Annotated in this window: 12 protein-coding genes; 3 read left to right on the top strand and 9 right to left on the bottom strand. The window is 44.8% G+C overall.

The window, feature by feature from the left end:
• Positions 1-81: 81 nt before the first annotated feature.
• The 3 genes from R7E78_RS01610 to tsaA form a co-directional block, all read right to left on the bottom strand.
• A complete protein-coding gene (locus tag R7E78_RS01610; protein WP_262591466.1) occupies positions 82-750 on the bottom strand; it encodes a tellurite resistance TerB family protein in 669 nt (222 codons plus the stop codon).
• Positions 751-929: 179 nt separating this feature from the next.
• On the bottom strand, positions 930-2,645 hold the full coding sequence (locus R7E78_RS01605; RefSeq protein WP_054577581.1) for a proline--tRNA ligase: 1,716 nt from the start codon (positions 2,643-2,645) through the stop codon (positions 930-932).
• 111 nt (positions 2,646-2,756) lie between these two features.
• On the bottom strand, positions 2,757-3,452 hold the full coding sequence (gene tsaA, locus R7E78_RS01600) for a tRNA (N6-threonylcarbamoyladenosine(37)-N6)-methyltransferase TrmO (protein WP_005380294.1): 696 nt from the start codon (positions 3,450-3,452) through the stop codon (positions 2,757-2,759).
• Positions 3,453-3,575: 123 nt separating this feature from the next.
• Between tsaA and R7E78_RS01595 the strand changes: the two genes are divergently transcribed.
• The 3 genes from R7E78_RS01595 to R7E78_RS01585 all read left to right on the top strand — a co-directional run bounded on the left by R7E78_RS01595 (position 3,576) and on the right by R7E78_RS01585 (position 5,781).
• On the top strand, positions 3,576-3,836 hold the full coding sequence (locus R7E78_RS01595) for a type B 50S ribosomal protein L31 (RefSeq protein WP_005380295.1): 261 nt from the start codon (positions 3,576-3,578) through the stop codon (positions 3,834-3,836).
• A gap of 3 nt (positions 3,837-3,839) precedes the next feature.
• Positions 3,840-3,965, top strand: coding sequence for a type B 50S ribosomal protein L36 (gene ykgO / locus R7E78_RS01590; protein WP_005380299.1), 126 nt, complete (start codon positions 3,840-3,842; stop codon positions 3,963-3,965).
• Between the two features lie 229 nt (positions 3,966-4,194).
• On the top strand, positions 4,195-5,781 hold the full coding sequence (locus R7E78_RS01585) for an AbgT family transporter (protein WP_005380301.1): 1,587 nt from the start codon (positions 4,195-4,197) through the stop codon (positions 5,779-5,781).
• Between the two features lie 106 nt (positions 5,782-5,887).
• Here the strand turns inward: R7E78_RS01585 and R7E78_RS01580 are convergent, their stop codons facing one another.
• Genes R7E78_RS01580 through R7E78_RS01555 form a run of 6 tightly spaced genes read right to left on the bottom strand, consistent with a single transcriptional unit; the run spans position 5,888 to position 12,118 of the window.
• Positions 5,888-6,961 (bottom strand): hypothetical protein, encoded by a 1,074-nt coding sequence (locus tag R7E78_RS01580; protein WP_053304076.1) that lies wholly within the window; start codon positions 6,959-6,961, stop codon positions 5,888-5,890.
• Complete coding sequence (locus tag R7E78_RS01575) at positions 6,958-8,070, bottom strand: ATP-grasp domain-containing protein (RefSeq protein ID WP_132936891.1); 1,113 nt, start codon at positions 8,068-8,070, stop codon at positions 6,958-6,960. Before R7E78_RS01575 ends, R7E78_RS01580 begins: the two co-directional genes overlap by 4 nt.
• Positions 8,058-9,326, bottom strand: coding sequence for a F390 synthetase-related protein (locus R7E78_RS01570; RefSeq protein ID WP_262640579.1), 1,269 nt, complete (start codon positions 9,324-9,326; stop codon positions 8,058-8,060). The genes R7E78_RS01575 and R7E78_RS01570 overlap by 13 nt, the downstream gene beginning before the upstream one ends.
• Complete coding sequence (locus R7E78_RS01565) at positions 9,314-10,177, bottom strand: MBL fold metallo-hydrolase (RefSeq protein ID WP_262640578.1); 864 nt, start codon at positions 10,175-10,177, stop codon at positions 9,314-9,316. Before R7E78_RS01565 ends, R7E78_RS01570 begins: the two co-directional genes overlap by 13 nt.
• Complete coding sequence (locus tag R7E78_RS01560; protein ID WP_262640577.1) at positions 10,146-11,132, bottom strand: NAD-dependent epimerase/dehydratase family protein; 987 nt, start codon at positions 11,130-11,132, stop codon at positions 10,146-10,148. Before R7E78_RS01560 ends, R7E78_RS01565 begins: the two co-directional genes overlap by 32 nt.
• A complete protein-coding gene (locus R7E78_RS01555) occupies positions 11,129-12,118 on the bottom strand; it encodes a ketoacyl-ACP synthase III (protein WP_262640576.1) in 990 nt (329 codons plus the stop codon). The genes R7E78_RS01560 and R7E78_RS01555 overlap by 4 nt, the downstream gene beginning before the upstream one ends.
• Between the last annotated feature and the right edge of the window lie 21 nt (positions 12,119-12,139).

The raw sequence follows: 12,139 nt of genomic DNA, 5'->3' as shown, positions 1-12,139 counted from the left end.
CAATATACACACAGCGGATTTGAAACTCAAAGTACAGAGTTGTTTTGGCTCAAGTTGAAGGTTTGCTTGAGCGAGATTTAATCACTGCATTTGTGCTTCTAACTGCTGAGTGACTTCTGGTGAAAGTTGAAGTTGTATTGCTAGTTCTTGCAGATACGCTTTTTCCATAAAGTTTTGTTCATCAGCGACGATCAAAGACGCTAGGTAAATTTCTGACGCTTGTTGAGGAGAGGTCGCCTGATTAGCAATTTCAGCAGGATCAAGCGGTTTGTTTAACTCTTGCTGAACGAGGTGACGAACGTGCTCATCTGCGCCCATATCCGCGAGAGCTTGTTCAATGCGCGCCATTTCCTCTTCATCAACGTGACCATCAGCTTTTGCAGCTCCAATCATTGCTTTTAAAATTAAGACACTGTGTTTACTGTCATCGGGGTCAAAGGTTTCTTGAACACCTTGACCGGATTGCTTGGCTTGCCAGTCGTTATACACTTTGTAGGCCAAGGCTCCAAGCGCAGCTGCGCCACCGACTTTTAATGCGCTTGACCCTACTTTTTTAGTCATTTTTTTACTTTTCTTTGAGCCCATCAGCATACCGATGAGGCCTCCGCCTACAGCACCTGCTCCTAGCGTTTTTAGGCTACTTGAATTTGATGAGGATTTGATGTTGTTGGTTTGTTTGCCCAATGCATCTGCACCTTGCTTAAGTAAGTCTGATTTGAGTGCTTGGTTTAGAAGACTTTTTAAATCCATAACTGACCTCCTTTAGATGATGAAATCAGTTTAATAGCAAGAAGCTGAACCAAAGATTAACAAAGTGAATAGTTCGAAAAAGGTGGAGGGAGGATGTTGAGCTGTAATAAAAAAGGGCTGACCGAAGCCAACCCTTTTTAACTATTTGAAACTACTTCAAATGCGAACTCGTCGAGTGCTTACTTTAGTTGAGCTTTTACGTGCTCAACAATGTCAGTCATTGCGACTGCTGTTTTCTCACCAGTAGCACGGTTCTTGTATTCGAAGTTGCCTTCTTTCATTGAGCGGTCACCGATAATAATGGTATGCGGTACACCAATAAGCTCCATGTCAGAGAACATTACGCCTGGGCGTTCTTTACGGTCGTCAAATAGCACTTCGATGCCCATTGCCGTTAGCTCAGCATACAATTTCTCAGCGGCTTCTTTCACTTCTTCTGACTTGTGCATGTTCATTGGAACGATCGCTACCTGGAATGGTGCGATTGCATCTGGCCAGATGATGCCGTATTTGTCGTGGTTTTGTTCAATAGCAGCCGCTACTACGCGAGTGATACCGATACCGTAACAACCCATTTCTAGGATGACGTTCTTACCATCAGGGCCCAGTACACCACAGTTCATCGCTGCGGAGTAAGCGTTACCTAGTTGGAAGATATGGCCAACTTCGATACCACGCTTAAGCTGGATAATGCCCTTGCCACATGGGCTTGGGTCACCTTCCACAACGTTACGTAGGTCTTCAACTTGACCAAGCTCTACATCACGACCCCAGTTAATACCGAAGTAGTGTTTGCCATCGATGTTCGCGCCCGCACCGAAGTCGCTCATTACCGCAACGCTGCGGTCAACAATGAACGGCAGTTTAAGGCCAACAGGGCCTAGTGAACCAGGGCCTGCACCTATAAGCTCACGAATTTCTTCTTCAGATGCCATTTCCAATGGAGCTGCAACCTGAGGAAGGTTTTCTGCTTTCACTTCGTTCAGTTCATGATCACCACGAATAATAAGCGCGATGATTGGCGCATCAACTTCGTCAGATGCTTTCACAAACAGTGTTTTCACTGTTTTTTCAATTGGTAGTTCGAACTGCTCAACCAATTCAGCGATTGTTTTCGCGTTTGGCGTATCAACCAACGTCATTTCTTGTGTTGGTGCCGCAGCCTCAGAGGCTGGAGCTAGTGCTTCTGCTTTTTCAATGTTTGCCGCGTAATCTGACTCGCTAGAGAATGCGATGATATCCTCGCCGCTTTCAGCCAGTACGTGGAACTCTTGAGAGCCGCTACCACCGATAGCACCGCTATCTGCAAGTACAGGACGGTAATCCAGACCCATGCGATCGAATGCTTTACAGTAAGCATCATGCATTGCGTCGTATGATTTTTGTAGGCCGTCTTTATCAATGTCAAAACTGTACGCATCCATCATTGAGAATTCACGTGAACGCATTACACCGAAGCGTGGACGACGTTCGTCACGGAATTTGGTTTGGATTTGGTACAGGTTTAGCGGAAGCTGTTTGTAAGAGCTCACTTCATTGCGAACAAGGCTAGTGATCACTTCTTCAGCGGTTGGGCTAAGTACAAACGGACGAACATGACGGTCAGTAAAGCGAAGTAGCTCAGGACCCATCTTTTCGCTGCGGCCTGTCTCTTCCCATAGTTCAAACGGCTGAACAACGGGCATCAAAGTTTCGACTGCGCCTGCATTGTCGATTTCTTGACGAACGATGTTTTCGACTTTACGCAGTACACGTAGACCAGTAGGTAGCCAGGTGTATAAACCTGAAGCCAGCTTACGGATCATACCTGCACGTAGCATGAGCTGGTGGCTCACTACTTCTGCGTCGTTTGGAGTCTCCTTCAGAGTAGAAAGAAGATAATTACTGGTACGCATTAAATTTATCCGTTTATTTAAGTTAGATACTCAAGCTTGAATAAGCAGGAGTATGGGAGTTCCCTAAAGGGAAATTTGTTAGCCGTCTATAATATCAGCCAATTGCGTTTGTCAAAAGCTTTCAATAGCGGTAACCGTTATTAAGTTGCTTGTTGCTGTGAACTTTACGTTCAAGTCGAACAAATTTACCGCATATTCTTTGTCGTCCGGCTTGTTTTTCTTATATGCAGGGCGAGGATCTTGTGCCAGAACTTGTTCAATGACTGATCTTACATAGTCAGTATCGGATCGATTTTCTATCGTTGCTAATGCTTGAGCAGAAAAGGTGACTTGTGACTTTTCTGGTTCTTGGTCTGCGTATCCGCCTTGTGCTTCCGAAATAGAATCCGAATAGGGAATATAAGGCTTAATATCCACAATCGGTGTCCCATCCACTAGATCTACACTGCCTAAATCAAGATAGATTTGATCGCCTTGCTTAGTGACTCCTTTCACTTCAACGGCTGACATTCCGATTCCGTTTGGACGGAAAGTCGAGCGCGAGGCAAAGACACCAATTCGTTCATTGCCGCCTAATCGTGGCGGACGTACAGTTGGTTTCCAACCAGCTTCCAGGTTCTGATCAAATAGAAACAACAACCAAACGTGAGAGAACTGTTCTAGCCCACGCACTGCTTCAGGGCTATTTGCTGCACCTAACAGTTTTACGCGTGCTTTAGCCTCTGGTACTAAGCGTGGTTGGCGCGGAACTGCAAACTTTTCTTTGTACGGTGTCTCAATGACGCCGATGGGTTCGATGGAATACATGGTGGACATCTTTAAGAATTCATTGAGATGAAAAGTATCACAAATTTCTCTTGCTTTTCTTGTTGATAATGATTATTAATTAAAATGTTATAACATAACAATTTAATTGAAAGGAAAAGTATTATGAAACCAGGAATCCACCCTGAATATCGTCCTGTGGTGTTCCACGACACCAGTGTAGATAAGTACTTTGTCGTTGGTTCTACGTTGAAAACGGAGAGAACCATCGAATGGAAAGATGGCAAAACTTACCCTTACTTTACGTTAGATGTGTCGTCAGCTTCTCACCCGTACTACACCGGTAAACAGCGCGTTGTACAAACCGAAGGTCGCATTGCGAACTTCAACCGTCGTTTTGGTCAATTTAAGAGCGAAAAGGAATAAATCATGAAGGTAGTAAAATCATTAAAAAGTGCAAAAAGTCGTCATCCGGATTGTCAGATTGTAAAACGGAGAGGGCGTCTTTATGTCATTTGTAAAACGAACCCGAGATTCAAAGCTGTGCAAAAGTAATCAGCCTGCATATATCTAACTTATGGTTTTGTTTAATTGATAATGTTGAGTTAATTATCTTACATGGATGAAATATCTACATTTTTATTCAATGTTGGTTATAAATGCCTCTGTTCGTCACAGTTTGTAACATTTAGGGCTTTTATTTGACCTTCTACTCAAGTACCCTTCGCATGCTTTTTGACATTTTTGTCACATTTGCATAGGAATAAAAACAAGGAGGGAACAGATGAGTTCATCTGATTCAATTAAACAAAACTCGCCTAAGAAGCCGCTGTTTACGCGCTTTTTGGATACTGTCGAATATTTGGGGAACTTATTACCCCACCCGATCACACTATTTGCCATTTTCTGTTTAGCCATTCTGGTGATGTCGGGTATTGCAGGATACTTCGAAGTTTCCGTAGTTGATCCTCGTCCTGAGGGTGCAAAAGGTCGTGCCGCGGATGGCATGATTCATGTCGTTAGCTTGCTTAACGCTGATGGCCTTGAACTAATCGTTACCAATCTAGTGAAAAACTTTGTCGGCTTTGCACCTTTGGGTACGGTATTGGTTGCGATGTTGGGTGTTGCTATTGCTGAATACTCAGGCTTGCTATCTGCAGCAATGCGTGGCTTAGTAATGGGTGCATCTCAACGCATGGTAACAGTGACGGTCGTTTTCGCGGGTATCATTTCAAATACGGCATCAGAGCTTGGCTATGTGGTACTTATTCCACTGGCTGCAATGCTGTTCCATTCTTTAGGTCGTCATCCACTTGCCGGTCTTGCTGCGGCGTTCGCTGGTGTATCTGGTGGTTACTCAGCAAACCTACTTATTGGTACGGTTGACCCGCTGTTGTCAGGCATTACTGAAACGGCGGCGCAAATGATTGACCCAACTTACACTGTTGGTCCAGAAGTTAACTGGTACTTCATGTTTGTGTCGACATTCTTCATTGCAATCACAGGTGCGTTTGTTACTGAAAAAATTGTTGAGCCAAAGCTTGGCAAATACAGTGAAGAAGAAGCCTCAGAAGATTTGTCGAACGACAAAATGGGTGGCTTAACAGACATTGAGAAGAAAGGCCTAAAACTAGCAGGTGTTGCTGTACTGGTTGTTTCAGCGCTGCTTGCTTGGACGGTTGTTCCAGAAGACGGCATTCTACGTTCTGATGCAGGTACAATTGCAGGTTCACCATTCCTGAAAAGTATCGTGGCATTCATCTTTGTGTTCTTTGCTATTCCAGGCTTTGTGTTTGGTAAAGTTGTTGGCACGATGAAGACGGATCGCGATGTAATTGATGCAATGGCGAAATCTATGTCTTCTATGGGCATGTACATTGTATTAGTTTTCTTTGCGGCTCAGTTCGTTGCTTTCTTTAAATGGACTAACTTCGGTCAGGTATTCGCGGTTGCTGGCGCTAGCTTCCTGCAAGAAATTGGCTTAACTGGCCCAATGTTGTTCTTTGCCTTCATCCTGATGTGTGGATTTATCAACCTAATGATTGGTTCGGCATCGGCACAGTGGGCAGTAACGGCTCCGATTTTTGTTCCTATGTTGATGCTTGTTGGTTATGCACCGGAAACGATTCAGGCTGCTTACCGAATTGGTGACTCGACGACAAACATCATTACTCCAATGATGAGCTACTTTGGTTTGATTCTTGCCGTAGCGACTCGTTACATGAAGAACTTAGGTATCGGTACGCTGATCGCGACCATGCTACCTTACTCAATCTGCTTCATTGTAGGTTGGAGTGTGCTGTTCTACCTATGGGTATTCGTATTTGGTTTACCAGTAGGCCCTGGCGCAGCAACATACTACACACCGTAGAAAACGGTTACCTCACACAGCTCCATTATAAAAAGCCTGCGAACGTCGCAGGCTTTTTTATCGATTGAGACTGTGTACGCAGGCTTACCTGATTATAGATGTCGGTTTATAGCTGAAAACGCATCAACAAAGGGCGATAAAAGTGCTGAGTGAGCCAGCATAAGCTTTTCCAAATTATGCGTTTGTACCAAGGTAAGTGCGCAATATAAACATAGCTAAATTCAATTTCTGGCCGGGCTTTTCTGTTGCGTTTAAAAGCCGGAGCACCTGAGCTCATATTAAAGCGACGCTGGAATATCATTGCGTGGCGGATGGTATAGGCCGATATTCGACGATACAATGCGAGGCGTTGTGGCTTATTGGTATCGTAGCCAAAAATTGGGCAAGTCATATCATTATCAATTTCTACAATGCCTAACGTAGCCAGCATCTCTTCTTGATAAAACAGTCCCACTAACTGTACTAATTTGTTCTGGCTCGCCTGTTTTAAATATTGGGTTGAAAACTGTATGTTATTGAGGCTGTATTTATCAAGGTAAAGCATGTCATATAACTCTTTGGCACGCTGAAACTCTTCATCAGTGGTCAGTGGCCTAAACTGCCAATCTTTATCATTAAGCAGTTTGAAGTCTTTCGTTAAATCTCGGTTGAAGCTGAACGCTTGCCAATCATCAAGTAAATACACTTGTCGTGTTACCAAGCTTTGCCATTTTGGCTGCTTCAATCGCTGAATTAAGTGTAAATGCTGACGCTGGTTGAGGGAGCGAAGCACCAAGGGAAAGGTGGGGTATTGATCGAGTGCGACGCGACGCAGTTCATCGAGATTTAAGGCTGCCCATTGTTCGCTATACATATTGGTGGACAAGCACTGATTGTTGAGCGTTTGGACTTGATCCAATCCAGCCAGTGATAAGATTGGTTTAGTCATATTAATAAGTAACTTACATACCCATCGAACAGCCACATTTTTGACTTTGTGAAGCTCTTCTTCGGCGTAGCCACTAAGCAGTGTCATAGGGGACACGGCATAACAGTTGTTTGGTATTTTTGGTGTTACGGAGTAGGGAATGGCAACATCATCGATATAGTAGCAACCAAAGCTTGCTGTGCATTCATCAATGGGATTCGACTGCATAAGAGTGAAAAAAGTTTTATGCCATTCTTGAGAGGAAAGTGTCATGAGTTCAATGCCTCTCCATTCCACTCAATATCAACGGTAGAAGCGTCGCTCCACTTCGTCTTGTTCTGCCTAGCTAACCGGAGTAATTCAAACATACTCCGGATTTGGCTCCCGGCCGGTAAGTTATGCTGTTGCATCACATTCACTCCAGACCACCAATCTTGCCAAGTTCGAGCCTTGAACAGGGATAATCCACCTGCCGCGATGAGTGTTATTGGACCTAAATGATGCAATCGCTGCTTGGAAGGACTGGTAAACTCCATATTAGGAAGCAGTTGGTTGCATCGAGACGAGAGTAGGTGCAAACCACTGGTGGCTCTTGGGTTACATTCAATCACGTAGAGTTCATCTTGTGATTTGATGAAGTCAAACGACACTTGCCCATGATAAGTATGACGTTTACCAAAAGCTGCGATAAATGTATCTAGTCGTTCGCACGAGATCGGCTGAAAAGCACTGGCGGCCGAGCCGTTTACACAGTATTTCGGCACATAAGCTTGGTGTGCTTTAAGGTCACCATGTTCAAAAATGGCATAGTTACACACCGGAGTCCCATGGATTTTTTGTTGCTGAACCCAAGGGTAAAGGGGCGATATCGTGGCGGCAGAAATAGACTGAGTTGTCACATCTCTTATGACTTGCCCGCCAAACCGAGAGTAAACGGGCTTTAGAACGGTTCTCTTATTAATTTCAATCTCACTTTTATCAGCGACCAAACGAGTTTTTGGAAGTGTGATTTCTGGCAAACTTTGAAGCTGTTCAAAGACGGTCAACTTGTTGTGCAGGGCATTGAGTAGTCCCACATTGGGCAGAAAAAAATCTACTTCTGGGCATTGTTTGGCAACATGAGCCAAGTAATACACTTCTTCACAAGTGGGTATCACCATATCAATACGCATCTGAGTAATGATTTTTAGGATCTGCTGTTGATAGGTGGGAAACGCAAATCGAGGCGAAGCGGTGGGGATATAAGACTCGATGCCTCGCAAAAACGATCCTAGAGGTTTTTTTAGCGAATCGGTGAGAGTTACGTCATGTCCATGATGCATACACATGGTTGCCCACTCTAGTGCAACTGGTGATCGGGCTCCGGTGATTAAGACCCGCATATGTTCACCACACGTCGTTGTTTATTCATTGGCGTCCAAATAGGCGCAGGGCGGTAACTAAATCTGACAGGATCAAGCCGCAATTGGTCAAACAACTTTATCAAGGCTTGATGTATAACCCGATGGTGGTGAACATCCGCTTCAATTTGAATGGCTTGTGACCCTGTTTGGGTGATTCGGTAATCCACGCGACTTTGGGCGGATAGTGTTATAGCGCGGTAGATGAGATCTGGTAACACCGTCACTGGGACGTGGTTTGCGTTTAGCGTGAGGCGATCACCACATCGTCCGGCAATTGCGCCAAGAGGTTCAAATACGCCATTATCCTGTTTATTCTCAATAATATCGTCGAGCTGATAACGAATAATTGGCTGAGTTTTACGACGAAAATCGGTAATGATTGGGCTGTAATGAGTACGTTCGGTATTCAGCCAATGTTTTTCGATGTAAACAACATCTTGATTCCAGCGCATTTGTCCATGCTGATCCGTACATGCAAGAAAACCTTCAGTACATTGATAGACTTCATGGAGTTCGCTGTCGAACCGTTGAGAAATAAAGTGACGGTCACTCTCGGTTAGGACTTCTGCACCAGAAATGATCCGCTGTGGTTGAATTGCGGGTTGACCAAATTGACCGCTGAACTGGGCGCAGAGCTGAAGAGCTTGCGCACTACCAACCAAAAGCGTGGGTTGGAACTCACCCAGCTCTTTTATCCATTCTTGGTAAGGTTTGGTTAAATCGGCATAAAAAAATGTTACAGGCCCTTTCGCGACGGATTTATACAGTGGGCTGTTGGCGCGCAAGGCTAGAGCAATTCGGTGTTTTTGCCATAGGTTGGGCAACAGGCGAGCCAATATATTGCCAGCCCATAGTTGTGTTTCCTGTTTGTCAGCAAGAAACAACCCGCGCATGCCTGATGTGCCCGAAGAAAGCCCAACAGTAACATCGCCAACTTTCGAAGCGGCGAAGTTGCGTGACTGTTCTGCGTCGAGTGCTTGTTGCATTAGCTGTTCAGCATCTAAGCCTTTCGTATTCAACTCCGAGAGGTTCTCCATCATGGTTTGCTTATTCATGATAGGGAAATCACTGAGTGGTGCACCTTGAAGTGAGCGGTAATACGGTGAATGACGGCATACCCAATCCAAGTGTTGCGTTAAGTGTTGTTGCTGCCATGTTTCGACTTGTTCCCTTGAGCCGAAGGGGCGGTAGCGGGTTCGCCAGAATTCTGAGATAAGCGTTCTCACTTCATCCATCCTTCTTTGATTAGCTGCTGGATAGTTTCCTGACAATGTGAAGGCACGAAGCGAACAAAGTGGTGGGTTTGTTGGTAGCAACTTCTCAACTCGGAGAGGGTGTTTTTATAGGCTTTTGTATCATCGCAAAGCATGTTCGCCAGCCAATGTTGATCGATATTTTCACTCAAGCTCTCGATTAACCAGCATGCATCGGCGAGTAAGAACAGCCAACTTTGGTCTCTTTTAACTAGCAAGCCCACTTGGCCAGCTGCATGGCCTGGCAAGCTAACCATATAAATAAATCCATCGTCGAACATGTCTTTACAGAGCAAATTAACACCTTGGCACTGAGGAAGAATTTGGCTGATTGGTACAGAAAAATCACTATGAATGAATAAGTTAGGTTCAAGCTGTGGAGGAAGTAGAGCTTTTAGGTATCCTTTTCTTACGCCTCCAAGTCGACCACTTTTAGTAATTGCATCTACCCCTTTTTGTTGGCAATGCAATTGAGAGTGGGAAAACTCAGACACGGCAGCAATGTGATCAGCATGGAAGTGGGAGAGCACTAAGTGTTCAATATCATGAGGTTTGAGACTTTCTTTTGCTAACTGCGCAACAATTCCGTGTTCTTTTTTATAGCGACAAGGTGTTGTCCAAGTATAAAAACGTTCAGGGAAGGGACGAGTCGCGCTAAAAAAATGCTCGTGATATCCCGTGTCAAACAGGATGTTGCCTTGTGTTGGGTGCTGAATTAACGCAACGGCTGCCGGAAATGCTCTAGGCTTGATACCAGAACCTGGTTTGACAACAAAGCCTGGGTGTACGCAGTGTCCAGCCTCAAAGATTTTTATTTTTAGACCAGTTTGCATACTGCTGTATTCCTTCTTGAATTGAAAAAAGCGGTTGGTAATTCAGTGTTTGTTTAGCCTTGCTGATATCCAGAGTTTGATGATAGTTAAACAATCCTGCGCTGTATGAGGTGAGCCTTGGTTCTGGCTGATGTGGTAAGTGCCTTCGTATTTGCTCACTGAGCTTTAATAATGGTGATACCACACCGTATGGTAATGATTGTAACGTTACTTTTAGGTTTAACCCCTCACATAAAGCTTGCAGAACAGTCTCAATTGGCATTGGTTCGTTGTTGGAAATGTTGAACACATCACCATGCTGAAGTCGGTCTGCCTGAGTGCAAGCGAGCATCGCTGCATGGGCAACGTTGTCGACATAGGTCAGATCAACCACAGGATTTCTACCCGATGGCAGAAGCAGAGTGTTGTTTTTTATCGCCTTAAGCACTCTTGGGATAATCGCGCGATCATTGGGTCCAAAAATGCCACGCGGTCTTAAAATGATCGCTTTACTTCGACCTTTTACGGCTTCAATTTCTGATAGATATTTTGTGTGTGCGTAATCATTACACCAGTATGAAGCTATGGCGTCGGTTTCTCTAATATTCCAACGGTCTTGATGGTCAAAGTAGACGCTGGTGGACGAAATATGGATAAAACGCGAGATTCGATGCGTATTAGCCGCATTGACGAGGTTTTTGGTGGCATCTACATTGGCTTGATAAAACGCCTGCCACTTTCCCCATGGGCTTGAGAGAGCGGCACAATGGATGACTGCATCCATACCTTGGCATACCGCATGAACTGCTGAGTGGTCTCTTAAATCGACTATATGGGGGATAACATCGAATTGCTCGGCGAGTTGTTTAGCGATGACTGTATTTCGTGCTATAAAATGCAGTTCATGCTGCTGGTGAAACATTCTCAGAATTGCGCTACCCAACATCCCGCTGCCACCAGTGACCAATATCTTCATAGTTTTAGCACTCCCATCCCTAGCGACAACCCTGCGGCGGTGCCAGCTAATAACACATGTTTTCCTGCGGTTTCTGGCTGATTACGCAGCCAGTGTAAGTTAATTGGGAGTGAGGCGGCGACTTGGTTTCCCAAAGTCGAAAAGTGATTAACGGTTTTCTCTGTTGGTAGCCCGGTGAGTGAAGGCAGTTTTTTTAATCCATGCGCGCTGGCTTGATGAGGAAGAAAATAATCAATATCGCCGAGTGTTACCGGAGAGGCGTCAAACCCTTTTTTTAGAAACGCTGGTAAGGCTTTACGCACATGTTTAAAGAGTGCTTTGCCCTCCATCTCAAACTGGCAACTTTTTAAATAGGCTTGATGCTCGGAGGTATGCGGATTGATATGACTACCTCCGCCCTTAATTTGACAAAGTGAATACCCGGTATGATGCGTTTCAAAGTGACTGGTGAGCAATCCATCATCGTTGTGTTCTTCGAGCAAAAATGCGGCGGCACCGTCCGCGAATAAGGTTGCAACTTCTGGTTTGAGCGTAAAATTTCGATTCAGTGTGATGCCAGTGGCGAGTTCGCTGGTGACAATAAGAATCCGACGGTACCGTTTTGCTAAGAATAGACTCTGAGCAAGATCAAGCGCAGAGAGAAAGGATAAACAGGTGCTGTTCAAATCAAAGCTTTCTAGCCATGTTGGAGCGTCTAACGCGGCGAGAACCGCTGAAGCGTCGTAGGGTAGAGACTGGTGGTGTGTACCGCTAGCGTAGATAAGGAGATCAACGGAGCTTAAGGTATATGTGTTTCCTAAACACTGCTCTATTGCCTGCACCGCCATGTAAATAGCGGTCTCTTTTGTATTGGCTACATGACGATATTCAACGTCGAATTTATTTCGGCAGGTCCCTGGCGCTAATTTTAGGAAGTGATCCATCTCTCGATCAGACCATTGATTCGTTGGCAGGTAGCTTCCACTGGAAACGATGTTAAAGCCCATTATTCTCTATACACTTATTAA

It is taken from the genome of Vibrio sp. YT-19(2023), assembly GCF_033337395.1.
This window is presented reverse-complemented; position numbering and strand designations above follow the sequence as displayed.